This is a genomic window from Arcobacter sp. YIC-80, assembly GCF_044841725.1.
Taxonomy (GTDB): Bacteria; Campylobacterota; Campylobacteria; order Campylobacterales; family Arcobacteraceae; genus Arcobacter_B.
Window position 1 is genome coordinate 1 of the sequence record NZ_JBJBSI010000013.1, and the last position, 26,123, is coordinate 26,123.

The window sequence follows — 26,123 nt, forward strand, 5'->3', positions numbered from 1 at the left end:
CTGGTGAAGTAAAGTTTTCACTAGCAATCATTTCTAAGTGTGTTGTTTGTCTTTCTAACTCTTGCTCAACGATATCAAATATCTCTTTATCTGCTGTCTCTAAGTTTGCGCTTGATATGTAGCTCATTTTCTACCTTTATATAAAATTTTCAAAAGTATAACCAAAACTTTAAATTCAAACAATCCAAATATTGCTAAATTTCACTTTTATTAATAATACTTTGACTGATTTTAAGATAAGATACAAGTAATTTCAAATAAAGAAGAATTAGGAAGAGTATTATGATAGAAAGAAAAGGTTCTATACTTTCAGTAAGAGAAGATGTGAAAGTTTTTGATTGTACTATTAGAGATGGCGGTCTTGTAAACAATTATCAATTTTCTGATGAGTTTGTAAAAGCACACTATGAAGCCTGTGTTGCTGCTGGTGTTGATTATATGGAAATAGGGAAAAATGTATCTCCTACTATTATGAGTGAAGATGAATATGGACCATGGAATTTCTGTAAAGAAGAAGATATTAGAAGAATTGTTGGTGAAAATAACACAGATATGAAAATTGCTGTTATGTCTGATATTGGTAGATCATTAAAAGAAGAGTTAAGACCAAAAGAAGAATCAGTTGTTGATATGATTAGAATTGCTACTTATATTCATCAATTACCAGCTGCTATTGAGTTAATAGAAGATGCTCATGCAAAAGGATACGAAACAACAGTAAATGTTATGGCAGTATCAAAATCATTTGATGATGAATTAACTGAGGTTTTAGATCAACTAGCAAAAACATCTGTAGATGTTATTTATATTGCTGATAGTTTTGGTTCTTTTTATCCAGAACAAATAGTAAAATTAACAGAAAAATATTTAAAAGTTGCAGAAGCAAGTGGCAAAAAAATAGGTATTCATGCACATAATAATCTTCAATTAGCCTATGCTAATACAATTGAAGCTATGACTTATGGAGCAAGTTTCTTAGATGTTACTGTTTCAGGATTAGGAAGAGGAGCAGGAAATTGTCCAATGGAGTTATTAATTGGTTTCTTAAAAAACCCAAAATATAAATTAATGCCTGTACTTAAGTTCATAGAAGAGTACATAGTACCTTTAGAAAAAGAGTTAGACTGGGGTTATTCAATTCCATATATGCTAACAGGACAATTAAATGAACATCCAAGACCTGCCATGAAAGCAAGAGACGAAAAAAATACGGAATATAGAGAATTCTATAGAGATTTATTAAAAGAATAAAACTTAGTAAAAAGACTTATTATATAGGTCTTTTTACACATAGATATTTAAATTTCAAAACTTTTCTTTATTTTATGATGTAATTAAAGCTTTTTTAGTTATGATAACATAATTGAAAGATGGTTTAGAGTTTCATCTTTAGCTAAGATTTATTGAACACAACTGCAGTAGAACTACCCTGAAGAACACTTTACTTTATATTTTCAAGATTACACTAATATAAGGCATTTAAAATGGCAGATTTAAAAAATGGAACTATTAAATGGTTCAACGACGAAAAAGGTTTTGGATTTATTCAACCTGAAGATGGTAGCAAAGACGCATTTGTACACTACAGACAAGTAAACAGTACTGGATATGGAAGAGTTTCTTTAGAAGAAGGTCAAAAAGTATCTTATGAAACTGAGCAAACTGATAAAGGTATTCAAGCTGTAAACGTTACAGTTTTATAATACTTTATAGAAGGGTTATTTATTTAACTCTTCTTTTACTTATTCATTCTTAATTTTTATTTCTAATATAACAAATTTTTGACTTTATAAAAATAGTTAAAATTCCTACGATAAATTAAAAAACATCATAAAAACAATTATTATATATCTGTGTAATTAATACACAAATAATTTTTACAATTCCTGATTTTTATAACTTTACAATCATATTAAAATGCTATAATAACACAATTTATAACAAATAATATATTAAGAGAAAGAAGGTAAATATGAGTGTTAAAAATAAACTTTTATTAGGGTTCTCATCCATTATACTTATGATAATAATTTTAAGTGCAGATGCTTGGTATTCATTAAAATCCTCAACTAATGGATTTAAAGACTATAGAGAAATGGCAAGAGATGGTGTACTAATGGGTCGTGTACAAGCCAATATGCTTATGGTTAGAATGAATGCAAAAGATTATTTTATAAATGGTTTAGATAAAGAAATAGATGAATTTAATTCTTATTTTAAAAAAGTTGAAGGTTTTATAGCTACAGCAAAAAAAGAAATTAATAATCCAAATAGAGCGAAAATGGTTGAAGAAATTGATCAAAAGCTATTAGTATATAACGACAGTTTTAAAGAAATTCAAAACCTTATGAAGCAAAGAAATAATATTATAAATAATAAAATGAATATAATTGGTAAAGAATTAGAAGTATTATTTACAAAACTAATGAATTCTGCTTTTGATGATAATGATGCTATTGCATCACATGAAGCAGGTTTAGGATTAAGAAACTTACTTTTAGCAAGATTATATGCAGTTAAATATTTAGAAACAAATAGTACTGCTGATTCAAAAAGAGTTGATTTAGAATTCAAAAACTTAAGCCATGACTTAGAAATACTAAAAAAAGAGATACAAAATCCTACTAGAATAAGTATTTTAAATAAGATTATTGAAGATATAGATATCTATAAAAAAGCTTTTTCTGATGTAAAGCAAATCATTATAAAAAGAAATGATATTATTAAAAATAAAATGGATAAAATAGGCCCACAAGTTGCTAAATTGACAGAGAGTGTAAAACTAGACCTAAAAAAAGCACAAGATAAAATAGGACCTGAGGTTCAAAATTCAAATGAATTTTCAATTATTGTTATTTCTATAGTTTCAGTTCTTGTAATTGTTTTAGCTATTATATTAGCTTTAATTATTCCTAAAGGTATCATAAACTCTTTAGAAAAAGTATCCAATGGACTTGAAAGTTTCTTCAATTTCTTAAATAGAAAATCTCATACTATAGAAGAAATTGATTTAAAAACAAATGATGAATTTGGAAAAATTGCAAAAATGATTAATACTAATATTTCTCAAATTGAACAATCAATTAAACAAGATGAAGATTTAATAAATGAAGTAAAACAATTAGTAAATAAAATTGAAGAAGGAAATTTAAAAGGTAATATAAATAAAAATACTATAAACCCATCTTTAAATGAATTAAAAGATATTTTTAACAGTATGCTTGCTTCATTAAGACAAAAAATTGCAACTGATCTTAATAAAACAACAGAAGTACTACAAAAATGTTCAAATAAAGATTTTACTTCTAAGATAGATGACTCAGGAGAATTTTCACATAAAATAAATGAGCTAATAGATATCATCAATAGTATGCTTGCTGATAATATGAAAAATGGAATTATTTTAGATAATAGTAGTGATACTTTACTTGTTAATGTAGAACTATTAAATAAAAATGCTACAGAAGCAGCTGCTGCTTTAGAACAAACTGCTGCTGCTTTAGAAGAGGTTACTGGAAATGTTTCTGGAACTACTGAAAATATTATTAAGATGTCAAACCACGCAAAAGAAGTTGTAAAAGCTACAAATACAGGTGAGAAATTAGCAAATGATACAACAAAAGCTATGGATGAAATAAATACAGAAGTTACAGCTATTACAGAAGCAATTTCAATTATTGATCAAATTGCTTTCCAAACAAATATTCTATCATTAAATGCAGCAGTAGAAGCTGCAACAGCAGGTGAAGCAGGAAAAGGTTTTGCCGTTGTTGCTCAAGAAGTAAGAAACTTAGCAGCAAGAAGTGCTGAAGCTGCAAAAGAAATAAAAGACCTTGTAGAAAATGCTACTCAAAAAGCAAATAATGGAAAAAATATAGCAAATGAAATGATTACAGGATATAATGGTTTAAATAGCAGTATTAGTAAAACTATTGAATTAATAGAAGATGTAGAATTAGCAAGTAGAGAACAAAAAACAGGTATTGTTCAAATAAACGATGCGATTAACTCTTTAGATAAACAAACTCAAGAAAATGCGAATATAGCTACTCAAACAAAAGAAGTTGCAGTTAAAACTGATGAAATATCAAAAACAGTAGTTAAGAATGCAAGTAGTAGTAACTTTATAGGAAAAGAAGATATAAAAAAACAAAGAGTTACTAATAAACAAGAAACAAATATAAAAAATAATACAAAAACAGATATAGAAGAACCTCAAAAAATTCAAGAAATTTCTGATAATGACGAATGGGAAAGCTTTTAAGAACTTATAGAAGTTTATTCTTGTATGAGATTTTATCTCATACAAGAAAAGTATCTATTTTAAAATAGAAGCATTCCCTGTTATTTTTGCTGGGCTTATTACACCTTGCCCATTTTTAAACATAATTTCTTGTCCTTCTTTAGATAAAACAAAATTTACAAACTTTTTTGCACCTTCTTTATTTACTGGTGATTTTTTATTTTCTACAACTGTAATTCCATACACCATAGCATCACCTTTTTTAGTGATAAAACTCCCTTGTTTTTTTCCATCAATATCAAAAGAAGCTGTTTTATAGAATTTTGCATTTTCATTATCTTTTAAAGATACTTCTTTAGGTAAAGTAATATAATTTAAGTTATGTTGTTGTGCAACTGATTTATAAATATATAAATAATCATATTTGTTTTCTTCAATCATCTTTAAAAGTTGTGACTCTTTTGGCCTAACAACTACCTTACTTTTATTCTCTTCCCCTTTTGTATATGAACTTCCATATCCAAATAATTTATCATAGAACTTTGGTACTTTATAATACTCTTGCGCTAATTTTGTAACTAAAATAGATCTATATCCACAAGGGTCTTGATTTGGATCTGAATGGGCTACTCTTACTCCATCTCTTAAAAAAATCTCAGGCCAATTTTTACTATTTATCTCATCTGCAAATTTTGCATTTTTTGTATATGCAATTGCCATTTCATTTGTGGCAAATCTTGCATTAAATTTTGCATGATTTGGGATTAGTAAATTATCAATAACCTTATAATCAGCACTTGCCATAACATCTGCACCTCTTCCTTGTGCATATATTTTTTTTGCTGCTGCTCTAGAACCAGAGCCTTCTCTTACAACATCATATTGAGGATATTTCTCTTCAAAAGCTTTCTCAATTTGTGAAAATGGCACCTTTAGTGATCCTGCATGAAATACAGTAATAGTCTGCTTCGCTACTACTGATGTAACTGCTAGTGATGCAATTAATGTTGAAGATAATAAAATTTTTTTCATTTTTTTCCTTGTAAAATATTTATATTTAGTAATATGCAAATTTTGCACATTAGTAAATATAAAAAAATGCAAAGTTTTAACTTTACACTTTTATATCCAACAAACATTATTAGTATCAATATTTACATTGATTTTGTCTCCTGGTAAAAAACTTTGTTCTTGCATAAATTTTCTTGAAATTTTACAATTAAAACTAATACCTCCAATTGAAAACTCAATTAATAAATCTTTCATACTATTAAGCTGTTGAATTGAACTTACTTCTGCAATTAATGTATTTTCATCTTTCATTTCTTCACAATCAACTCTACACATAGTAATTGCATTACTATTTATCATAACTACTGAATTTCTTTTCTTATCTTCACTATTTTTAATTTCTAATCTTTGGCCATCTATAAAATGCTTTACAAGATTTCCTTCTTCATTTTTTTGCCAAGGTGAGAAAAGAAGATTAATTCCTCCACTTTCAACTAAACTACCACTAAAAAGTGCGATTTTCCTATCACATATATGATTTAACCAATTATGGTCATGGCTTGATATTAGTATTGTTGTATTGTATTTTTGTTTTGCTGTTAAAATTGCTTCTTTTATTAATTGGGCTGAGTTTGTATCAACTCCTGTTGTTGGTTCATCTAAGATTAAAACCTTTGGTTTTAGTATAAGTCTTGCAGCAAGAGCGACTCTTTGAGCTTCTCCACCTGAAAGTTGACTCCATTTTCTTTGAGCAAAAGAACTATCAAGTCCTACTAAAGTCAAAGCTTCTAATACTTTTTCATTTAGGTTTTGTTTTTGTTTTCTAAGCTTTAAACCATAAGAAATATTCTCAAAAACTGTTCTTTTTAACAAATAAGGATTTTGAGGTACCATAACTACGCTTTGTCTTGTTTCAAAATCAAGTCTTGTATTGCATAAACCATTAAAAGATATATTTCCTAAAGTTGGCTTATTTATAAAAGATAAAAGTGAAAAAAGTGTTGATTTACCACTACCATTTGGCCCAAAAAATCCGATAATTTGATTTTTATCTAAAGTAAGATTTTCAATACTTAATACTCTTTTTCCATCATAGTACTGTTCTATATTATTTAATTCATATAAACTCATTGTGTCCATTTCCTTTTAAGTATTGATAATGCAATATTTACCATAAGTGCAACTACAAAAAGTACTAAACCTAAAGCGATTCCTGTTACAAATTCACCTTTTCCAGTTTCTAAAGCAATTGCTGTTGTTACAGTTCTTGTGTGATACTTTATATTTCCACCAACCATCATAGAAATACCAATTTCTGTAACAATTCTTCCATAAGCAGTAACAGCAGCTGTCATAATTCCAAATCTTGCTTCAACTAATGTTGCATTTAATATCTGAAAAGATGTAGCTCCTAAGCCCTTTAAAGAAGTATAAAGTCTTTTATCAACTGCTTCTACTTGTGTTGCTGTTAAGGCTATGATTATAGGAAGACCTAGTACAATTTGACCTAATATTATTGCTTCTTGTGAAAAAAGCAAATCATATTGCCCAAATGGTCCAACCCTTGACAACATTGTATATGCTACTAAACCAATTACAACTGTTGGTAAAGCAAGAAGTGTATCAACTATAGTTCTAACTACTGGTTTACCTGGGAAATTATAATATCCCAAGGCAAACCCAAGAGGAAGACCTATTAATAAACTTATAAATAAAGACCAAGAGGATACTGTTATTGTAGTAATAATTGCAGAGTATACACTCTCATTACCTGATACAAGTAGTTCTATTGCTTCATTAAAGCCATCTGTAAAAAGATTCATCCAGTTTTAATCCTAAGTTTTATTTTTTATTTATTTACCAGCATTTGGAATAAATAAAGCTTTTCCTAATAATCTAAAATCAGCAATTGTTTTTTGAGTTTCTGGTTTAATAATCCATTTTGTAAACTGTGCTGCTAATTCTGGTTTAACATTTGAACATTTTTCTTTGTTGATTGAAACTACAGAATACTGATTAAATAATGTTTTATCTCCTTCAACAACAATTTTCATAGTGTTTTTATCACCTTTTTGAGATTGGTATTTAATCCAAGTTCCTCTATCTGTCATAGTATAACCACCTTTTTCAGCAGCCATATTAATAGTTCTTAACATACCTTGACCAGTTTGAACATACCAAGATGCTTTTTCAGGAGCTTTAGTCATAGCTTCTTTCCAAAGTTTAATCTCTTTTTTGTTTGTTCCAGAGTTATCACCTCTTGAGAAAAACTTAGCTTCTTTATCATTAATTTTTTTAAGTGCTGCTGCTGTTTTCATACCTGTAACCATTGCAGGATCTGCTTTTGGTCCAATAACAACAAAATCGTTATACATAACTTGTGTTCTATTTACACCATATCCAGTACCTACAAATTTCTTTTCAGCACCAGGAGCGTGTACAAATAAAATATCTACATCACAATTTCCACCCATCTTTAAAGCTTTTCCAGTTCCTGTTGCAACCCATTTTAAAGTAGTTCCTGTTTCTTTTTCAAATTTTGGTGCTAAATAGTCTAATAATCCTGTATTATCTGTACTTGTAGTTGTAGCCATCATTAAATCTTTTGCATTTAATCCTGATACTAGTACTGCACTTAATCCTAAAGTTACTAAAGTTTTTTTCATCATGTTTGTTTCCTTTTTGTTTTAATTAAATATATTCGTTTGTTTATTTACTAAGTTGTTATTAAATCTAATAACATACACCTCTTGTCCTACATCAATACTTGAAGTTTCTTCCCTAGTTACAAGTATTGAATTACTTTCATATAATGCTGTTATCATTCCTGAACCATATTTATTTTTTCTAGTTACTCTAAATCCTCCATTTTCACAAGTTCCAAGTACTACATTTACTCTTCCTTGTTTAGTTTTAAAATCCTCATGATTCATAGCAAAATTTACATCATGATAGAAACATTTATTTCCTTGCATTTTATGTAAAACTGGTATCGCAAATAAGTGCATATTTACCATTGCTGTTAAAGGATTTCCAGGTAAACACATCACAACTGTATTTTGCATTTTCCCCATCATTATTGGACGTCCTGGTTTTACATTTACTCCATGAAATGCCGTTTCAAGACCATTTTCAAGAAATGCTTGACCTACAAAATCAGCATCCCCCATAGAAATACCACCTGTTGTAATAATTACATCATAATTTTTCATATTTGAAATATACTGTTTTGAACTTTCTAAACTATCAGGTATTACTCCACTATATGTTGCATCAAAACCATTTTCTTTTAAAAGTGAAACTAAAGCATAAGAATTACAATTATAAATTTCTTCATCATCACTGCTTTCCCAAGGCTCTTTTAATTCATTTCCAGTTGAAACAACTGCTATTGAAATTTTTTTAAAAACCTTAATCATTGTAAGACCTTGCGAAGCTAAAAGTGTTACATGAGAAGAAGTAATAATTTCACCTTTTTGAAATAAAACATTTCCTTGCTTTTGCTCTTCACCTTTTAATCTTAAATTTGAACCTTCTTTTACATTTTCAGGGATTCTAACAGTTTCAGAAGTTACATCAAAACAATTTTCAATAGGAATAATTGCATTGGCATCACTTGGAACCTTAGCTCCCGTCATAATTTTGTAACACTCATTATCTAAAAGGCACGCATTTGTTGCTTCCCCCTTATCTCCTGCATAAATTACTTTTTTTATATTTAGTGTTTTTCCTGCATCTTTTGCTTTTATAGCAAATCCATCCATTGCTGAATTATTAAAAGCAGGAAGATTTTTTACACAAATTATATCTTCACTAACAACCCTACCAATAGCTAGTGCAATTGGTATAATTTCAGTAAAAGTAGTAGCTTTTGCTAAATCTAAGCTTCTTTTTACTGCTTCTTCAAAATCCAAGTAAGTTAATTTATTGCTCATTTAAAACCCTTATTTGTCTATATTTTTTTGCCATTTTATTTACAACTTTTTGTATAGTTTGAGAATCTAAATCCTCACAAAAAGTTAGAGATAAAGCATTTCTACTTGTAGTTTCATCATATCCCATACTTTGAATAATTCTTGACGGTTTTGATAAACCTAAACTACATCCCTCACCATTTGTAATATGTATAAAATCTAAACCTAGTGTTCTTATTATTTCTCTTGCTTTTATACCTTTTAAAGCAAAGTGAAGAGTAAAATCTAAAGTATCATTTGAATCTACAAAAAAGTAAATATTTTCATCAAATACTTCATTTAATGCATTTTTAAATTCCTCTTTTATTAAGTTTGTAAAAGTTTGATTTTTAAGAGCTTCAAAGATAGAGTTCACTGCAATTGTGTCAATAAAACCTATGCTTTTTTCTTCAAAAAGTTCCTTATTAAAAAGTAAAACTCCTGAAGTAGAAAAACCAGTTAATTTATAAGAATCAAAATATATAGCATCACTAATATTACTAAAATTAGCACTTGCATTTGAAATAATTTTCGCTTCTGTAAGAGATTTTATTTCTTCTATATCAGTTTTTACAAAAGTATCCATAACATAAGATGAAATAAAAATAAAATCTATATTTGAATCTTTTATTTGTTTTGTATTTACTTTTCCATTTTTCAATAAATCTATCCAAGTGATATTAAAACCTAAAGACTCAAATAATACCCCAGCTTCATAAACTGCATGAGATTCTCCCTTTGAAATAGCTATTTTACCTTTTTTACTAAGTTGTAAAAAAAGACCCAAAAAACCATCTTTATCAAAAGAAAATGTTATAAGTTTTTCTTTATTGTATGTTTTTAAAAACTCTTCTTGTAAAAATAAAAACTCTTCATTATTGCTTAAAACATTTAATGATAAATTATTACTTATATGCAAATTTTGCATATTTTGATACTGTAAACTATTCAGCTTTATCACAATTTTCACCTTTTACTTTTATGATTTCTTTATTGTCTTTTAAAAACAATTCATCAAATCTTTTTTTAGCATATTCTTTAATATCTTCTTGTAACACTTCGTAAGTATTGATAATCTCTCTAGCTTTTGGAGTAAGAGAACTTCCACTGTCCTCTCCCCTACCTTTTTTTGTTTGAACTAATTCATCTTCTATATGCTCTTCTAATATTTTAATATGAGTCCAAGCTTTCTTATAATTCATACCTACAATTTTTGCTGCTTTTGAAATTGAGCCTGTTTGGTCTATATACTTTAATACTTCTGTTTTTCCACCACCGAAAACTAAATTATTCTCATTATCATCAATCCAAACTTTTACTTTTACTTCCATGATTACCTCTTTAATAATCTATTCTACCTTGATGTGTATATAAGTTCATTTTTTTACCACGTGCAAAACCAATTAATGTTATTCCATGTTTATGTGCTGTTTGAACACCTAAATATGTAGGAGCTGTTCTTGATACGATAATAGGTATTTTGTGCATAACTGCTTTTGTAACCATCTCTGAACTTAATCTACCTGATACAAATAATACAGATTTAGTAGTATCTAATCCTTGAAGTTTACATTTTCCAATTGCTTTATCAATTGCATTATGTCTTCCAATATCTTCTGCTGTTATAGTTGTTCCATCAAGTAAATATATCATTGCTTTATGAACACAACCTGTTAAATTATAAAGTTCGCTTTCTCTATAAAAAATCTTAACCTCAGAAGAAATAGTCTCAGGTGTTACTTGAAATGAAGTTTGATTAAAAGGAATTACAAGTTCGCTACTATCTGTACCTGTAACTCCACCACCACAACCACTTGTTAAAGTTTTTTCTTTATAAAGATTTTGTAATGATTCTTCATTTATTTTCGCTTTTATATCAACTCTTAAACCATCTTCACTTATTGAAATATCTTCTATGTCAGCAATAGAAGATATCACATTTTCACTCATTAAAAATCCAATTGCATGAGCATCTTGATCTTTTGGTATACACATCATGGATATTGTTTTTTGGCCATTTAAATATAAATTTAATCGTGTCTCATCAATAGTCACATCTTCAAATTCAGTTGCTTCATTTTCTATAAGTTTGTCTATTACTACTGTTTTTAAATATTTGGCGTTATCCATATCTTCTTCTTTTCTTTAATATGCCAATTTTGCATATTTTAATTTCTAAATCTCTTTTAACATAGAAAATAATTCCTAGTTAAAAAACAAATTCTAAAAAGAGCAACTTATTGCTCTCAAAGTTAATATGCTAATTTTGCATATTAATAAATAAATAGAAAAAGCAATCCAGTTTCCTCTTAGGAAACTTAGATGCTAAATCTATTTTCTTAAATCCTCTTCTTCTAAAACGTCTGGTCTTAACTGTTCTAGATACTCTACTGGTAATTTTCCTGTAATTACACCAGGAATATATCCTTTTACAGATACAAAATAAGAATATACTGTTTCAAATGTAAAGAACGAAATAATCGCACTTCCCATAAAATGAATAAACAGAATAAATCTTTTAAACTGAATAGTCTCTGCATGTGTTGTATAATCTGGGAATAAATACCAAATAATAAACCCACTTAGTACTAATTTAAATCCAAATGCCACATACATATAATAATTTATTCTATCCATGTGTTTGTATTTTCCTCTTAGGAAAATCTTATTCCAAATTTTTACACTTGGTCTGATAAAATATTTATGATCTTTAAAAGCAATTAAAGTCATGATAGCCCAAACTGGAATCCATCCAAGCCCAACTATTTCATGTGTTGCTCTCATTAACCTTGCAATTTCTCCACCACCTGTCCAGTTTCCAAATGTAATTGAAAAACCAGTGATAAATAGATAAATCATAATTAAAATATTTAATAAAATCACAAATCTTTGAAATACAGAGTAAACTTGTACTTTGTCATTTTCTCTTGTGATATTAGCTTGCTTTCTACCTTTTGCTATTATGAACATTCCTAAAAATAAGAAAAACTCCACAGTAAAAACTATTGGCAGTAAATGTTGTCTTTCTTCAAAAGCTCTAATAACCTCAGGAGCAATAGCATCATAATCAGGCCCAAATAGTGCAACTTCCATTTGTTCATACCTAGTTAGGTTTTCAACAGGAACCACATTACCAGAAATATTACCTTGCATCATTTGCAGTAAAAATTTATATACATAATTAATATCTGCAATTGTTGCTAACCAAAAATACCAATAAGTAAGAAGCATAAATATAAAGCCTATTATAAAATAAGCTTTATACTCGCTAAGAAAACTTTTATTTTCCATACGCTTTATCCCATCCGTAAGGCATTGACTGAACACCATGACCAAATGATATAACTCTTTCTCTATATATATTAGCTACTGATTCAGAATCACCAACTAGTAAAGCTTTTGTAGAACACATCGCTGCACATACAGGTACTTTACCTTCTGAAATTCTGTTTTGACCATATAAATGTCTTTCATGCTCACTATTAGTCTCATCAGGGCCACCTGCACACATAGTACATTTATCCATAACACCTTTTGTTCCAAATGCACCATCTTTAGGGAACTGAGGAGCTCCAAATGGACAAGCATATAGACAATATGAACAACCAATACATTTATTTTTATCATGTAAAACAATACCGTCTTCTCTAATATAAAAACAATCTACTGGACATACTTGCTCACAAGGAGCATCTGTACAATGCATACAAGCAACAGATAAAGAAAACTCTTCGCCTTGTTTACCTTCATTTACTGTTATTACTTTTCTTCTAGAAATTTCTACTGGTAACTCGTGAGCTTCGGCACAAGCAACAGAACAACCATCACAATGAATACATCTGTTTTCATCGCAGTAAAATTTCATTCTTGAATAATCTACATTATTACTACTCATGTTGCTTCTCCTACGCTCTTTCAATTCTACACAGACCACCTTTTGTCTCAGGAATTTGAGTAACAATATCATAACCATAGTTAGTTACAGTATTTGCACTTTCACCTGATGCAAAAGGTTTTGTACCATCTGGGAAGTTATGAGTATAATCAACACCTTCCATAACACCTGCAAAGTGGAATGGTAAGAATACTCTATCTTCTGATACACTAAATGAATATTTAGCTTTAACTTTAATCTTAGTTCCTTGAGGTGAATGAATCCACATCATAGAACCATCTCTAATACCATGTCTTCCTGCTAAATCTGGATGAATATCACAGAACATTTCTGGTGTTAATTTAGCTAAATACTTACTTGCTCTATTTTCAATTCCAGCACCGTTCATATTTACAAGTCTTCCTGTAACTAAGTTAATAGGGAAGTCTTTTGCCCAGTCTGATGCAGTCTGTTCAGAAACATATCTAGTATCAACTCTATAATGATTCTTTTTATCTGCAAATGATGGATATTTCTTAACTAAATCTGTTCTTGGAGAGTGTAATGGCTCTCTATGTAAAGGAATTGGGTCTGCAAATGTCCAAACTTTTGCTCTTGCTCTTGCATTTCCATAAGGAGCAATTCCTTTTTCCATACATTTTTGGGCAATTATATTTGAAGTATCAACTTTCCAGTTTTTACCAATTCTTTTCTTTTCATCTTCTGTTAATTTAATACCAAGCACTTCTTCAATGTTATCTCTAGTGATTTCTGGGTAACCATTTGGATTTGCTGAATTTTTAGGTGCTGAACCTTTTCCTGCAAGTAAATCTTGTCCATCATGCTCAAGTCCAAATCTATTTCTGAACCCCATACCACCTTCTTTAACACTTCTATTGATGTTATATAATAAAGGAGAACCACAATGATCTTCTGTCCAACAAGGCCATGGTAAACCATAGTACTCACCAGTCATTTCACCGTATCCTCTCATAGATACTTCATCAAACATGTGCCAATTTTTTTGGTGTTTTTTAAGTCTTGCTGCTGTCCAACCTGTAAGACCAATTGTTTTAATTGTTCTTGCGATTTCATCAGTAGCATCTTCTGGCCATTTATAATCTTTTTTGTTTTCTTTAACTTTCATACCTGCTGTTAATTCATCATAGAATCCAAGTCTTTTAGCTAATTCAAACATGATTTCTTGGTCAGGTTTAGACTCATACATTGGCTCAATGATTTTATCTCTCCATTGTGCTGATCTATTTGTAGCAGTTACTGAACCACTAGTCTCAAATTGAGTTGCACCTGGTAAAATATAAACATCATCTTGCTTATCTGTAATAATTGCACCTTCATTTACAAAAGGATCAACAAATACTGCTAAATCTAAATTGTCTAAAGCTTCTTTTACTTTTACTTGCTGTGAAGTTGATGTAACACCATTTGCCATAACAAATAAAGCTTTTAAATTTGTACCTGCATTATGAATAGCATCTTCTCCTGGCTTACCACCAAGAACTCCAGCCCACCATCTAGCAAGTGTGAAACCTTTTTTATTCATCCATGAAGGATCTTTAAATCTACCTTTTAACCATTCATAATCTACATTCCACATTTTTGCGAAATATTTCCATGAACCATCACTTAACCCATAATAACCTGGTAATGTATGAGATAAACAACACATATCTGTTGCACCTTGTACATTATCATGACCTCTTAAGATGTTTGTTCCACCACCTTCTCTACCCATGTTTCCAAGAGCAAGTTGAACGATTGGAGCAATTCTTGTATTTGAAGAACCATTATTATGTTGAGTTAATCCCATAGCCCAAACAAGTGTACCTGGTGTATTTTGTGCATAATGCTTAGTAATTTGTACAATTAAATCAGCTTTTACACCTGTAACATCAGCAACTCTTTCAATTGGCCAGTTTTTAGCCTCTTTTTTGATATCTTCCATACCGTAAACTCTATCTTTAATAAAGTTTTCGTCATGCCAACCATTTTCAAAAATGATATTTAACATTCCATACATAAATGGAATATCAGTACCTGGTCTAATTTGTGCAAAATAATCTGCTTTTGCAGCAGTTTTTGTATATCTTGGATCTACAACTATTATTTTTGTATTATTTCTTTCTTTAGCTTTTAAGAAATGTTGGAATCCTACTGGGTGATTAACCGCTGGATTTGCTCCAAAAATAATGATCGCCTTAGAGTTTTGAATATCCCCTAAAGAATTTGTCATAGCACCATAACCCCATGTGTTTGCCACCCCGGCAACTGTTGAGCTATGTCAAATTCTAGCTTGGTGATCTATATTATTAGTTCCAAACATTGCAGCGAATTTTCTAAAATAATACGATTGTTCTGTATTAAATTTCGCTGATCCTAAAAACATTGTTGAATCTGGCCCATCTGTTTTTCTTAAAGATTCAAGCTTTTTAGCAATATTATCTAAAGCTTCATCCCAAGAAATTCTTTGCCATTTTCCACCTCTTTTTACCATTGGGTGCTTAAGTCTAACTTCTGACCTAACCATATCAATCATATCGGCACCTTTACAACAGTGACCTCCAAGTGATACAGGATGATCAGTAGCAACTTCTTGTCTTACCCAAACACCGTTTTGCACTTCTGCCATAACACCACAACCAACTGAACAAGCTGTACAGATAGATTTAACCATCTTTGAACCAGGGAATGGATTTTTAATCTCTTCCTCAGTAGCTTTTCTTGTAGCTGTAGTACTAGCAAAAGATGATGTTACTCCAAATGCAGTAGCAACGGCAGCCATTTTCATAAATGACCTTCTACCTACTTTTGCATTCAAAGATTCATACGTATTTGCTGACATACGACTCTCCTACTATTTTGAATTATTATTTTGCGTTCTTGTAATACTCTTCCCAAGTCGCAGTTTTTCTGTAAAGAATCTCTTTTTTTCTAGAAGACCCTTTTACAACACCATTATTTGTATCATCTTGACGTGATGAATTACCAGTAGCAGCCAATACGCTAGTTCCAGCAGCAACTGCTGCACCAGCTGTAACAATTGCAGTTTTTTTAGCGAATTCTCTTCTGCTTTGTTCCATGACTGACCTCCTTATAGAAATTAAGCCCCTTGAAATAAGAGACTTTATAAAAAAAGATTAAAGCTTTCTTTATAAAATCCCTTAGTAAAAGGAAACCTTTTACTAAATATCCTCTTCTACATCATAAGCAATATCTGTAGGTCTTTGTTCTTTTTTAGGACCCATTGCTCTTAATGCTCTGTTTCTTTCTCTTCTTTGTCTTTCTTCTTCTGAAATTTCTTCTACTTCACAAGTTTCAACTTTTTCTATTTTTTCTTTTGGTATAGGTTTTGAAACTTCAAGGTAAAGTCTTTCAAATTCAACAAAAGAATGAAGAACAATCATAAGCTCTTTATATATTACAGCATTATCATGTTCATATAATTCTTTTGCGAACTCATCAATAAATTCATTTAAAATTTGAGCAAAGATACAATGTACTGTATTTTCATACTCTTTTTCACCTTGTGATATTAAATCTGTAAGTTCAGACATTAAAGTAAAAATGAACCCTACAGAATCTTCATATTCGTGAAACTTTTTTTCATCTCTTCTTAATTTTGTTTTAGCAACAAAATTAATCATTTCAACTCTTTTTTTACCTGATTCCACACCTTCATCATAAAAAGAAGCTGTTGTTCTTATTTTTTTACTTGTGGGATTATGAAAAATATCATCAAATTCTTGTAATAAAGGAATATTTGAACTTCTATCTAACAAGTCTTCTATTTTTGCTAAAGCATCTCCTGATGTTTTATCTAAAGGGTTTTGTCTTAAAATATAAATTAAACTTGTTAACTCTAAATAATTTTCAATACTTTCAGGTGGAACAAAAAAGTTTGCAAAAAGATTGTAATATAATGCTCTTGCTTTGTTTACTGCTTGATTATCTTGCATTTGCCATTCCTTGTTTTTTTTGATCATAATAATTTTGCATCATGATTTTTGGTTTACAATCTGCACAGCAATATAAAGATCTCTCTTTAACAGGATCACTAGCAAAAATTGGTCCCATCATAGAAGCAATTTTTTCAACAGATTTTTTTGTAGCGAACTCTTTTCCACATTCAACACATGCAAAAAGTTCATCTTGGGCTAGAATATTTTCTTTAAACCACATTGGTTGAAGTTTGATTACATCTCGTTCTATCTCTAAACAGTCACTTTCAGGACATGATACTTCACAGTATCCACATGACGTACATAAAGAAGGATTTATTCTTAAAGTATTATCTCTTGCATCTGCTTGAAGAGCATCTACATTACAAGCTCCCACACATACTAAACATAATGTACATTTATCTTCATTTACTTTTACAAGTCCATAATGAATATGCTCACCTGTTTGAACTTCACCTAAATCATCTTCCCCAACTAATTTTTGTAGTCTATGTGAGAATATTTCTCTTTTTTTAAGTCCTTCTTGATTGAAATTAAAATGAGAGTTTTCAATAAATGTCACTTCTTCTAAAGCAGCTTTTAATTCTTCTTCATCCATTGCTACTATAATTGCATCTTTTCCATATTTTTTTTGATAAATATCATTTACAATTCTAATAGCATCACCTGAACCTTTAGAAATAAAATCTGTATAAAATACAAGTTGAGAACCTGAAATTTGTGCTAGTGTTAAAAATGCTGTTTCATCTAAAAACTTTTCACCTTCAATAGCATAAGGTAAAACACCCTCTTTTAACTCTATTTCTAAATCTTTTATATTCATTTTTTGAGGTGTTATTAAAGGATGAGTATCAGCAAAAAAACTACTCATTTCAAACATTGAGTCTCTATTTGAAGGAGCATAATCAAGTGCCCCACTAGGACAAACTGAAATACAACCTCCACATCCATGACAATCTATTTGAGAAAATGTTAAAACTTTTGTTGTATCATCTTTTGTAATAGCAACACTAGGACAAACTTCTTCACATTTTGAACAGATAACTTCTCTTCTTTCATTGTATTGACAGATTGTTTTATCATAAGTTGTAAATTTTTTGTATGAGTATGAATTGATATTTTCTTTTAATTGAGAGATTACTTCTTCTTCACTAGATTCTTTTGGGTCAAAGCATCCACTTTGTTTAATTCCTTCTTGTTTAGCATCATACCAAACAATTTGTGAAACATTTAAAGTTACATCTTTACCTTCATCATCAACAACTACTGTTAAATTTCCTATATGGCCTTCAATTGACTTAATTATGTTTTCTTGTACAAAAAATAATTCAAAGTCATCAGGCTTAATACAGGCTACAAATCTTTCGTAATCTTCTTTATCATTAGCAACAAGTAATAATTGCTTTGAAACTTCTTGTGAGTAAGATATATCTTGAGCAAAATCATATTTGTTGGCAGCTATTTCATATAATTTATAAACATTTTCAATTTGCACTGCCATTGAGTCTTTAGTATTTTTAATATAAAAATCTATTTCATCTGCACTTACTTCTGCATCAACTTCAGAAGAGTTTGAAATTAAAAAACTTTCTTCTTTTATTTCATCTAAGTTAGTTGATACTAATATCTCTTCGCTAACAGGGAAATCTAAACCCTTTGGGTTATAGTAAATAAATTCTTGCATAACCTATGCCCTTCCATTAATGGTAAAATATATTTTACCTAATTTTATTAACATATTTTTAAATATAGCTTAAATATTAAACTTTATTTTACCAATTTTTTTTAAGGTGTTACTATTAAGCACTTAGCAAATTTAAGATACAATTTTTTTATTGTCTATAATTATATTAAAGCTGTATTTTCTACATATTTTTGTAAACTAAACTATGATTAAAAGATTACCTATACTCGCATTTATTTTTATAATTATTTATGTTTATTTTAAAGATGATATTTTTCCTAACAAAACTATTAAAGTTGGAATATCCTTACCCAAAACAGGGGTCATCAAAGCTTGGGGAAATTCAGTAGAGAAAGGTGCTACTGCATATTTAAACTATGCTAATGAAACAAATATACTAAGAGATAAAAAAATACAACTTATTATGTATGATGATAAGTATGAACCTGAATTAACTATTGAAAATGTTAATAGATTAATATTTGATAACAATGTTTATGCACTATTTGGTTTTGTAGGAACACCAACAGTTAAAAATGTCTTACCATTAATTAAAGAACAAGATATTCCTTTTTTTGCTGCTTTTTCAGGTGCTTCTTTTTTAAGAAATGATAAAAATGAGAATATCATAAATTTTAGAAGTTCATACAAACAAGAAATAGAGAAAATAGTAAGTTACTTACATGAAGAAAAAAAACTTGACAGAATTGCAGTTTTTTATCAAAATGATGATTATGGAGAAGAAGGTTATATATCTTTACTTGAATCTTTAGAGAAAAGAAAACTTCCTTTAGTTGCTGAGGGTTCTTATAAAAGAAATACTCTTTCAATAAATCATGCTTTTAATGAAATTAAACATGCAAATCCCCAAGCAATAATTATGGTTGGTGCATATAAAACAAATGCTTTATTTATAAAAAAAGCTAGACAAAATAAAAATTTAAAAGATTTAGTTTTTTGTAATATCTCTTTTGGAGATGCAAATGCTATGATTAACAATATTAAAGAACTAAATATTGATACTGAAAACTTGATTTTTTCTCAAATTGTACCAAACTATACAAATATTAAAATACCTATTATTCAAGAATATCAAGCCTTAATGAAAAAATATTATCCTAAAGAGAAATTAGGATTTATATCTCTTGAAGCCTTTATGGCAACAAAAATTTTAGTAAATGCAATTTCAAGGATAAAAGGTGATATAACAAGAGAAAAATTAATTTTAATGTTAAAAAATACACCTAAAGATTTGTTAAAAGGTCTGAATATAAACTATAAGAATACTCAACTTTTTAATAAAACTTATTTGTTTGAATATAAAAATAATAAATTTAAAGAAATAAAATGGTAATTAAAAAATTAAAAAAAATAATTTCATATTTTGATAACCTAAGTTTTAAATATAAAACTTCATTTTTAGTATTTATTATAGCAGGAGGAATGATTTGTATTGTCTTATTATCACAAATATCTACATTTACTATCAAACAAGATTTTGATGTACTTTTTGATAAAAGAACAAAAAGTTTAATAAAACTTGAGAACATAAAAGATACATACAATGTAAATATTCAAGATACGATAAAAGATTTAGAAAATGAAGAACTTACAATAAGTCAAGCACAAGATGTATTACTTTTAGCACAACAACTTATAAACAAAAACTGGAATTCATATAAAAAAGAACTAGAAAATAAAGATGATAGATTTTATATAATCTCTTTTATAAAAAAGTTTTTTACTAGTGATGAAAACTATTTTGAAAATAAAGTTTTAAAACAAAATATAATGAAAAACATTGATAAAAAAATGTTTAAGATCAAATACTATTTAAGTTACATGATACAAAATAAAATTGACTATGATTATGCGAACTTAAACCTTGAAATTAATGCCATTTCAATTTATATAACTAGTTTAATTAATTATGATTTATCTTTAGCTATAAATGAGAAAAGAAACACACAAAAGATTTTTAATATAATTATGATTCTTTCAATTATTTCTATTATTTTGGTATTTTTGTTTTCAATTGTTTTATCAGTTTATATTATCAATAACTTCAAGATTTTACATAATTCATTAGAGCAAAAAGTAGAAGAAAAAACCAAAGAGCTTACAGAATTAAATGCTTATTTAGAAATAAAAATTTCAAAAGAAGTAGCACAAAATAGGAAAAAAGATATTATTATGTTTCAACAAGCAAGACTAGCAAGTTTAGGAGAAATGTTAAATAATATTGCTCACCAATGGAGACAACCTTTAGGTTCTATTACTATGATAGTTCAAAGTTTTCAAACAAAAATGTTACATGGAAAATTAACAGATAAATTTGTAGATGAAAAAGTACAAGATGCTTTACTTTTAGCAAATAATATGTCACAAACCCTAGATGACTTTAAAAACTTTTTTAGTCCTAATAAACAGAAAAGTACTTTTGAAATAAAAGATTGTTTAGATCACTCAATTGAGCTTTCTAAATATTCTTTAGAGAAGCAAAATATAAAAATAAAATTAGAAATTAAACAAAATGTAAAATTAAATACTTTCTATAATGAACTATCTCATGTTTTTTTAAATATCATTTCAAATTCAAAAGATGCTTTATGTAACATATCCAATAAAGATGATAGAATCATAAAAATCATTGTAAATAAATATAAACACAGTGCTGTTGTAAATCTAATAGATAATGGTGGAGGAATCAATGAAGAGATTGTTTCTAAAATTTTTGAACCCTATTATACAACTAAATATAAAAGTGCAGGTACAGGGATAGGTTTATATATGTCAAAACAAATAATAGAAAAACACATGAATGGTTCAATCTCTTATAAAAACATTGTACATAAAATAAAACCTGATAGTAATGAAAACTTTAAGTGTTCATTGTTTACAATAAAAATTCCAATTACTAACAACAAAGAGGCTGCAAATGAATAATAGAGATTTAAATATCTTACAACAATTTAATATCTTATATTTGGAAGATGATGTAAATCTTTTAAAACATACAAAAGATGTTTTAGAGGATTTTGTTAATAATATCTATGCTGTGAAAACATCAAATGAAGCGATGGATGCACTATTAAATAAAAAGGTTGATGTTATAATTTCTGATATTTTACTTGAAGATGAAAATGGAATAGACTTTTTAAAGCATATAAAACAAAAAGATATAAATATTCCTACGATTTTAACAACTGCCCACACTGATACAAAATATTTACTAGATGCAATAAAACTAAAAGTAGAAAACTATATAATTAAACCTATAAATATAAAAGAGCTATTAAATAGTTTACATGATGTACTACTACCTATAGTACAGCAAAAAGAAATTCAAAAAAACTCAAATGTAATTAGAACTATTTCTGCCATAACTGATAGTAAACAAGTTGATATAGTAAAATTTATTATAAATAATCTAGATAATCAAAATCTATTTACAGCCTCATATAGTGATATTATGGAAGAAGTTTCTATATCAAAACCTACATTGATTAAACTTTTTAAAGAATTAGCAGAAAAGAATATTTTAGTAAAAGTACAACATAAAACTTATAGATTTAATGAAGCAGCGTTAAAGAATATTTAATGCAAAAATACAATTTAGAAAATACCTATGTCATTTCAGATGTGCATGGGTGCTATAATACCCTAATGGCTCTACTACAAAAACTTCCTAAGAATGCAAACTTAATATTTCTAGGAGATTTATGTGATAGAGGACTTTATTCAAAAGAAGTAATAGAATTTGTAAAAAGTAATAATTATCCTTGTATTTTAGGAAACCATGATTTTTATCTTTTAGATAATATTGAAGCTTGTCTAAATGGTGCTTTGGTTAGATGGAATGTAAAATCATACATGGGTGGTATTGAAACCATTGAAAACTATAAAAAAGATTTATCTTTACTCTCTTCTCATATTGATTGGTTAAAAACTTTACCTCAATATCTAATCATAGAAAAATATTTTATTACCCATGCTTTTTGTATGCCTTATTTTAAAAGAAGAGATGATAAAACAAAAAGCCATGCTATGATGGTAAATAGATTAACAGATGAAAAAGAGTGGATTTGGGATTGGGAAAAAGATTGGCAAAGTTACGATTATATAAATATATATGGTCATGAATCATCAAAACATGTCATAAAAAAGCACAACTACATTTGTATTGATACAGCTTGTGTTTATGGAGGGAAATTAACTGCATTAAATCTTGCTACATTAGATATAATACAACAAGATTTAATAAAAAAAGATGTTTTACTTTAGGTCACATCCACAACCAATAAGTTTTTCATCTGCTCTTAAATAATCTCTTACTTTTTTTGATATCAAATCAATAGAAATATTTAAAAGTGCTGTAAAAAATAAAAGTATTACAACCTTATCAAGTCTAATATCTGCAATTGCTGAATCAATAAAAAATCCTAGTGTAGCTATTCCTAAAATACCTAGAATAGCTGACTCTCTCATAATAACTTCCCATCTATAAAAAAGAAAAGCTAAAAAGGAACTATAAAGCTTTGGTAACACTTCATAAGTATATAAATTTAGATGAGTTGATTTGTCTAAGACATATTGCATTTCGTTTGATTGTTTTCCAATAATAAAAGCTATAATCGCTCCATTATGAAGCATAAGTGCTAAGACTGCTGGAAGCATAGAAGCTCCAAATATTGATAAAAATAAAAAAGCTAAAAGATACTCAGGAGTTGATCTTAAAACTACTAAAAGTATATGTGAAAAAAACCTTCCTGTTTTACCTACAAACTTATAAGAGATTAAAGGAAACAAAACCAAAGCTAAAATTGCAGTTGCTACAAGTGAAATTTGAGTTAAAACTACAGTATTAAAGATTCCTGGAACTATTTCATTTATAAATATTTTGTAAAACCAGTTAAGCCCTTCTACAAAAGTAGAATCATTTTTAATTGGACTTGGAATAATATCACTTGTAAAAAATCTTATAAAATTATCATAAGAAAAAGATGATACAGACATAGGCATTTTAAAAATCGAAAATACAAAAAGAGGTATGATAGTGTATTTATTAAACCAGTATTTAATAGTAGCTATTAAAATGTAAAAGATGATAAGCATTAACCATACTTCATTGTAATAACCTTGATTAAAAGATGAACTTAAGTAATAACCCAAAGTAGTAATCCCAACAAAACCTAAAATAGCAGAAGATTTCATTGCACACTCAAATCTATATAAAGTATAAGAGATTAAATGTGGCATTGCATTTGGAAGCTTTGTATAAAAAAATAAACACACTTTTGATACTTTACTTGAAATAGTTCTTTTATCAAAACTATCATACACTTCAAGTATTTCAAAATAAACCTTAGCAAGAATAGCACTATATGGTAAAACTATGGCTAAAACTGCTGTAAGAGTATTGAAGCCAAATATTTGTAAAAAAATCAATGCCCAAAATATCTCATGTATAGCTCTAATATAAGATAATACAACTCTTACAAATAAAAACTTGAAATAAAAACTTAAAATAAAACCTATAATTGCAGATAAAACAATAGAAATAGTCGCAATATAAATAGTCTGTAAAGAAGCATCTATAAGTAAATCAATCGATGAAAAACTCATATCTTTTATGGCAAAAATAAATTTTGAAAACTCCAAAAAAGGCTCATAAGCACTTATTTCTAAATCAGCAAAAAATAAAGAGATTATAAAAATACCAAGGAAAATAAGACTTACCCTTAGTTCTTTTGAGATATTAGCTAGCAACATAATATAGTTTTTTTGTGTCTTCACTATTTATATCACAAGATAGTTTATCAAGAATAATTTTTCCATTTTTAATCCCAATAACTCTGTCAAATGATTCAATGGCAATTTTTACATCATGAATTGCACAAATTATAGTTTCAAAAGATTTATGAAGTAAAGCTATTGATTTTTTACAGATATATTCATCCAAAGCTGAAATAGGTTCATCAGCAAGTAATACTTTCTTTTGAGAATAAATAGATTTAGCAATAGCTACTCTTTGTTTTTGTCCACCTGATAAATTTAAAGACTTAGTTAAAAGCTTATCCTCTGTTTCAAGCTCTTTCAAAATCTTAACAATTTCATCCATATTTTGTTTAAAAGGTCTTATTAGATTTATAAGATTATAAATAGTTGATTTTTGTTCTAATCTTGCTGTATAGATATTGTGATATGCACTAAGATTATGTACAAGTCCTAAATCTTGTGGCAAATAAGAAACCTCATCACTTTTTAGTTCATATAGTCTTTTTAGAAGTGTTGATTTCCCACTCCCACTCTTACCAAGAAGGGCTATTTTTTCGCCCTTCTTTACTGATAAGTTTATAGAATCTAAAACTTTTTTATTCTCATAAGAGATTGTTTCATTTTCTAAATTGAAAATCATTAGTCGATTAACCCAATTTGTCTTGCTGTTTTTAATACTGGCTCAAAATCTTTATTTTCAGCTTTGATAAAACTAGCTCTTGGAAATGCACTTAAAATAGTTTTATCTTCTAACTTGATTAAAGCGTCTTGAACTTTTTTTGTAAATCCAGCTCCATAGTTTTTATCAACATCTGCTCTGATTGTAAAGTTATAATCAGGATATGCAGGAGTTTTATAAATAACTTTTACTTTTGAAGTATCAATATTACCAGCTTTTAGCTCTCTATCCCATACTTTAAAGTTTACAGCACCTACTTCATAAGCACCATTTTGAACTAATGAAATAGTTTTAGAGTGATTTCCTGAAAAACCAACTTTTTTAAACACATCTTTTGGTGCTTTATTAAAAGTCTCTCTAATAAAATACTCTGGCATTAATCTTCCAGAAGTTGAACCTTTTGAACCAAAAGTGAAAGTTTTACCAGCAATATCTTTGCTTAAGTTATCAGATTTTTCTAAACCTGTACTTTTATGAGCGATAATATAAGAGTGGAAATTTGGATCTTCAACACCTTGTGCGATTGCTTGTGAATCTTTTACTAAAAGTCTAGCTTTTACACCTGATAAACCACCAAACCATGCTAATTGAACTTGATTATTTCTAAAAGCTGCGATTGAAGCTGCATAAGACTTAACTGGAACAAATTTTACATCAACATTAAGTTCTTTACTTAAATATGTTGCTAATTTAGAGAATCTCTCTTTTAGCTTTGTTTCATCCTGATCAGGAATAGCTGTAAATGTAAATGTTTGTGAGAATACTGTAGTTGCTAATAATGCAACCGAAACAAGAATTTTTTTCATAAAAAAACCTCAAATATTTGAAGCATTAATGAAGAAATAAAGATAGAAAATTATACTTTATGTCCAACCTAAACCTTAGGTCTATATGCTAATTTATGTCGAAATACTATAATAT

Annotated in this window: 24 protein-coding genes and 1 pseudogene; 7 read left to right on the plus strand and 18 right to left on the minus strand. The window is 28.4% G+C overall.

Annotated elements, in window-relative coordinates; all coding sequences use genetic code 11:
- Positions 1 to 127, minus strand: a pseudogene (gene glyA, locus ACH5BK_RS13205) (serine hydroxymethyltransferase); the annotation flags it as partial.
- Positions 128 to 282: 155 nt separating this feature from the next.
- On the opposite strand from glyA, the gene ACH5BK_RS13210 reads away from it, so the two are divergent.
- From ACH5BK_RS13210 to ACH5BK_RS13220, 3 genes are all read left to right on the plus strand, one after another.
- Entirely contained in the window at positions 283 to 1,251 is a 969-nt protein-coding gene (locus ACH5BK_RS13210; protein WP_404308176.1) for an aldolase catalytic domain-containing protein, read from the plus strand.
- Between the two features lie 233 nt (positions 1,252 to 1,484).
- A complete protein-coding gene (locus tag ACH5BK_RS13215; RefSeq protein ID WP_404308178.1) occupies positions 1,485 to 1,703 on the plus strand; it encodes a cold-shock protein in 219 nt (72 codons plus the stop codon).
- 269 nt (positions 1,704 to 1,972) lie between these two features.
- Entirely contained in the window at positions 1,973 to 4,264 is a 2,292-nt protein-coding gene (locus ACH5BK_RS13220; protein WP_404308180.1) for a methyl-accepting chemotaxis protein, read from the plus strand.
- 54 nt (positions 4,265 to 4,318) lie between these two features.
- On the opposite strand, the gene wtpA is transcribed toward ACH5BK_RS13220, so the two are convergent.
- From wtpA to ACH5BK_RS13290, 14 genes are all read right to left on the minus strand, one after another.
- Positions 4,319 to 5,275 carry a tungstate ABC transporter substrate-binding protein WtpA gene (wtpA, locus tag ACH5BK_RS13225; protein WP_404308182.1) on the minus strand — a complete coding sequence of 319 codons (957 nt, stop codon included), beginning with the start codon at positions 5,273 to 5,275 and terminating at the stop codon, positions 4,319 to 4,321.
- 90 nt (positions 5,276 to 5,365) lie between these two features.
- The gene (locus tag ACH5BK_RS13230; RefSeq protein ID WP_404308184.1) at positions 5,366 to 6,385 is read right to left on the minus strand and encodes an energy-coupling factor ABC transporter ATP-binding protein; all 1,020 of its coding nucleotides are present in this window, start codon (positions 6,383 to 6,385) and stop codon (positions 5,366 to 5,368) included.
- Positions 6,382 to 7,077, minus strand: coding sequence for an ABC transporter permease (locus ACH5BK_RS13235; protein WP_404308186.1), 696 nt, complete (start codon positions 7,075 to 7,077; stop codon positions 6,382 to 6,384). Before ACH5BK_RS13235 ends, ACH5BK_RS13230 begins: the two co-directional genes overlap by 4 nt.
- Positions 7,078 to 7,107: 30 nt before the next feature.
- Positions 7,108 to 7,920 (minus strand): substrate-binding domain-containing protein, encoded by an 813-nt coding sequence (locus ACH5BK_RS13240; RefSeq protein WP_404308263.1) that lies wholly within the window; start codon positions 7,918 to 7,920, stop codon positions 7,108 to 7,110.
- Positions 7,921 to 7,941: 21 nt separating this feature from the next.
- Positions 7,942 to 9,189, minus strand: coding sequence for a molybdopterin molybdotransferase MoeA (locus tag ACH5BK_RS13245; protein ID WP_404308188.1), 1,248 nt, complete (start codon positions 9,187 to 9,189; stop codon positions 7,942 to 7,944).
- Positions 9,179 to 10,168 carry a cysteine desulfurase gene (locus tag ACH5BK_RS13250; protein ID WP_404308190.1) on the minus strand — a complete coding sequence of 330 codons (990 nt, stop codon included), beginning with the start codon at positions 10,166 to 10,168 and terminating at the stop codon, positions 9,179 to 9,181. The genes ACH5BK_RS13245 and ACH5BK_RS13250 overlap by 11 nt, the downstream gene beginning before the upstream one ends.
- Positions 10,152 to 10,538: a winged helix-turn-helix domain-containing protein gene (locus ACH5BK_RS13255; protein ID WP_404308192.1), complete on the minus strand. Its 387-nt coding sequence runs from the start codon at positions 10,536 to 10,538 to the stop codon at positions 10,152 to 10,154. Before ACH5BK_RS13255 ends, ACH5BK_RS13250 begins: the two co-directional genes overlap by 17 nt.
- Positions 10,539 to 10,548: 10 nt before the next feature.
- Positions 10,549 to 11,337 carry a formate dehydrogenase accessory sulfurtransferase FdhD gene (gene fdhD, locus ACH5BK_RS13260; RefSeq protein ID WP_404308194.1) on the minus strand — a complete coding sequence of 263 codons (789 nt, stop codon included), beginning with the start codon at positions 11,335 to 11,337 and terminating at the stop codon, positions 10,549 to 10,551.
- 201 nt (positions 11,338 to 11,538) lie between these two features.
- Positions 11,539 to 12,498: a cytochrome b/b6 domain-containing protein gene (locus ACH5BK_RS13265; protein ID WP_404308196.1), complete on the minus strand. Its 960-nt coding sequence runs from the start codon at positions 12,496 to 12,498 to the stop codon at positions 11,539 to 11,541.
- Positions 12,488 to 13,102 (minus strand): formate dehydrogenase FDH3 subunit beta, encoded by a 615-nt coding sequence (gene fdh3B / locus ACH5BK_RS13270; protein ID WP_404308198.1) that lies wholly within the window; start codon positions 13,100 to 13,102, stop codon positions 12,488 to 12,490. Before fdh3B ends, ACH5BK_RS13265 begins: the two co-directional genes overlap by 11 nt.
- A gap of 10 nt (positions 13,103 to 13,112) precedes the next feature.
- Positions 13,113 to 15,944, minus strand: coding sequence for a formate dehydrogenase subunit alpha (locus ACH5BK_RS13275; protein ID WP_404308200.1), 2,832 nt, complete (start codon positions 15,942 to 15,944; stop codon positions 13,113 to 13,115).
- A 25-nt stretch (positions 15,945 to 15,969) separates the two neighbouring features.
- Positions 15,970 to 16,182, minus strand: coding sequence for a Tat pathway signal protein (locus ACH5BK_RS13280; protein ID WP_404308202.1), 213 nt, complete (start codon positions 16,180 to 16,182; stop codon positions 15,970 to 15,972).
- A 102-nt stretch (positions 16,183 to 16,284) separates the two neighbouring features.
- The gene (locus ACH5BK_RS13285; protein WP_404308204.1) at positions 16,285 to 17,058 is read right to left on the minus strand and encodes a molecular chaperone; all 774 of its coding nucleotides are present in this window, start codon (positions 17,056 to 17,058) and stop codon (positions 16,285 to 16,287) included.
- Positions 17,048 to 18,745 (minus strand): 4Fe-4S binding protein, encoded by a 1,698-nt coding sequence (locus tag ACH5BK_RS13290; RefSeq protein WP_404308206.1) that lies wholly within the window; start codon positions 18,743 to 18,745, stop codon positions 17,048 to 17,050. The genes ACH5BK_RS13285 and ACH5BK_RS13290 overlap by 11 nt, the downstream gene beginning before the upstream one ends.
- 205 nt (positions 18,746 to 18,950) lie before the next feature.
- Between ACH5BK_RS13290 and ACH5BK_RS13295 the strand changes: the two genes are divergently transcribed.
- From ACH5BK_RS13295 to ACH5BK_RS13310, 4 genes are read left to right on the plus strand one after another with little or no spacing between them, the layout of a single operon-like run.
- The gene (locus ACH5BK_RS13295) at positions 18,951 to 20,099 is read left to right on the plus strand and encodes an ABC transporter substrate-binding protein (RefSeq protein ID WP_404308208.1); all 1,149 of its coding nucleotides are present in this window, start codon (positions 18,951 to 18,953) and stop codon (positions 20,097 to 20,099) included.
- Entirely contained in the window at positions 20,093 to 21,691 is a 1,599-nt protein-coding gene (locus ACH5BK_RS13300; protein WP_404308210.1) for a sensor histidine kinase, read from the plus strand. Before ACH5BK_RS13295 ends, ACH5BK_RS13300 begins: the two co-directional genes overlap by 7 nt.
- Positions 21,684 to 22,346, plus strand: a complete 663-nt coding sequence (locus tag ACH5BK_RS13305; RefSeq protein WP_404308212.1) for a response regulator — start codon at positions 21,684 to 21,686, stop codon at positions 22,344 to 22,346. The genes ACH5BK_RS13300 and ACH5BK_RS13305 overlap by 8 nt, the downstream gene beginning before the upstream one ends.
- Positions 22,346 to 23,029, plus strand: coding sequence for a metallophosphoesterase (locus tag ACH5BK_RS13310; protein WP_404308214.1), 684 nt, complete (start codon positions 22,346 to 22,348; stop codon positions 23,027 to 23,029). Before ACH5BK_RS13305 ends, ACH5BK_RS13310 begins: the two co-directional genes overlap by 1 nt.
- Here the strand turns inward: ACH5BK_RS13310 and ACH5BK_RS13315 are convergent.
- The 3 genes from ACH5BK_RS13315 to ACH5BK_RS13325 are packed head-to-tail and all read right to left on the minus strand — an operon-like array spanning position 23,021 to position 26,008.
- Positions 23,021 to 24,517, minus strand: a complete 1,497-nt coding sequence (locus tag ACH5BK_RS13315) for a PhnE/PtxC family ABC transporter permease (protein WP_404308216.1) — start codon at positions 24,515 to 24,517, stop codon at positions 23,021 to 23,023. The two genes, ACH5BK_RS13310 and ACH5BK_RS13315, sit on opposite strands and share 9 nt — an antisense overlap.
- Positions 24,504 to 25,163, minus strand: coding sequence for an ATP-binding cassette domain-containing protein (locus ACH5BK_RS13320; protein WP_404308218.1), 660 nt, complete (start codon positions 25,161 to 25,163; stop codon positions 24,504 to 24,506). The genes ACH5BK_RS13315 and ACH5BK_RS13320 overlap by 14 nt, the downstream gene beginning before the upstream one ends.
- Positions 25,163 to 26,008 (minus strand): putative selenate ABC transporter substrate-binding protein, encoded by an 846-nt coding sequence (locus tag ACH5BK_RS13325; protein WP_404308220.1) that lies wholly within the window; start codon positions 26,006 to 26,008, stop codon positions 25,163 to 25,165. Before ACH5BK_RS13325 ends, ACH5BK_RS13320 begins: the two co-directional genes overlap by 1 nt.
- Positions 26,009 to 26,123: the final 115 nt, after the last annotated feature.

What these genes read in the sequence shown, in the direction of transcription:
- ACH5BK_RS13325 (WP_404308220.1), bottom strand. Translation starts at nt 26,008, where the DNA reads ATGAAAAAAATTCTTGTTTCGGTTGCATTATTAGCAACTACAGTATTC.
- ACH5BK_RS13295 (WP_404308208.1), top strand. Translation starts at nt 18,951, where the DNA reads ATGATTAAAAGATTACCTATACTCGCATTTATTTTTATAATTATTTAT.
- ACH5BK_RS13315 (WP_404308216.1), bottom strand. Translation starts at nt 24,517, where the DNA reads ATGTTGCTAGCTAATATCTCAAAAGAACTAAGGGTAAGTCTTATTTTC.
- ACH5BK_RS13220 (WP_404308180.1), top strand. Translation starts at nt 1,973, where the DNA reads ATGAGTGTTAAAAATAAACTTTTATTAGGGTTCTCATCCATTATACTT.
- ACH5BK_RS13215 (WP_404308178.1), top strand. Translation starts at nt 1,485, where the DNA reads ATGGCAGATTTAAAAAATGGAACTATTAAATGGTTCAACGACGAAAAA.
- ACH5BK_RS13290 (WP_404308206.1), bottom strand. Translation starts at nt 18,745, where the DNA reads ATGCAAGAATTTATTTACTATAACCCAAAGGGTTTAGATTTCCCTGTT.
- ACH5BK_RS13300 (WP_404308210.1), top strand. Translation starts at nt 20,093, where the DNA reads ATGGTAATTAAAAAATTAAAAAAAATAATTTCATATTTTGATAACCTA.
- ACH5BK_RS13210 (WP_404308176.1), top strand. Translation starts at nt 283, where the DNA reads ATGATAGAAAGAAAAGGTTCTATACTTTCAGTAAGAGAAGATGTGAAA.
- ACH5BK_RS13310 (WP_404308214.1), top strand. Translation starts at nt 22,346, where the DNA reads ATGCAAAAATACAATTTAGAAAATACCTATGTCATTTCAGATGTGCAT.
- ACH5BK_RS13230 (WP_404308184.1), bottom strand. Translation starts at nt 6,385, where the DNA reads ATGAGTTTATATGAATTAAATAATATAGAACAGTACTATGATGGAAAA.
- ACH5BK_RS13240 (WP_404308263.1), bottom strand. Translation starts at nt 7,920, where the DNA reads ATGAAAAAAACTTTAGTAACTTTAGGATTAAGTGCAGTACTAGTATCA.
- ACH5BK_RS13265 (WP_404308196.1), bottom strand. Translation starts at nt 12,498, where the DNA reads ATGGAAAATAAAAGTTTTCTTAGCGAGTATAAAGCTTATTTTATAATA.
- ACH5BK_RS13280 (WP_404308202.1), bottom strand. Translation starts at nt 16,182, where the DNA reads ATGGAACAAAGCAGAAGAGAATTCGCTAAAAAAACTGCAATTGTTACA.
- ACH5BK_RS13235 (WP_404308186.1), bottom strand. Translation starts at nt 7,077, where the DNA reads ATGAATCTTTTTACAGATGGCTTTAATGAAGCAATAGAACTACTTGTA.
- ACH5BK_RS13255 (WP_404308192.1), bottom strand. Translation starts at nt 10,538, where the DNA reads ATGGAAGTAAAAGTAAAAGTTTGGATTGATGATAATGAGAATAATTTA.
- ACH5BK_RS13305 (WP_404308212.1), top strand. Translation starts at nt 21,684, where the DNA reads ATGAATAATAGAGATTTAAATATCTTACAACAATTTAATATCTTATAT.
- fdhD (WP_404308194.1), bottom strand. Translation starts at nt 11,337, where the DNA reads ATGGATAACGCCAAATATTTAAAAACAGTAGTAATAGACAAACTTATA.
- ACH5BK_RS13245 (WP_404308188.1), bottom strand. Translation starts at nt 9,189, where the DNA reads ATGAGCAATAAATTAACTTACTTGGATTTTGAAGAAGCAGTAAAAAGA.
- ACH5BK_RS13285 (WP_404308204.1), bottom strand. Translation starts at nt 17,058, where the DNA reads ATGCAAGATAATCAAGCAGTAAACAAAGCAAGAGCATTATATTACAAT.
- wtpA (WP_404308182.1), bottom strand. Translation starts at nt 5,275, where the DNA reads ATGAAAAAAATTTTATTATCTTCAACATTAATTGCATCACTAGCAGTT.
- ACH5BK_RS13320 (WP_404308218.1), bottom strand. Translation starts at nt 25,163, where the DNA reads ATGATTTTCAATTTAGAAAATGAAACAATCTCTTATGAGAATAAAAAA.
- fdh3B (WP_404308198.1), bottom strand. Translation starts at nt 13,102, where the DNA reads ATGAGTAGTAATAATGTAGATTATTCAAGAATGAAATTTTACTGCGAT.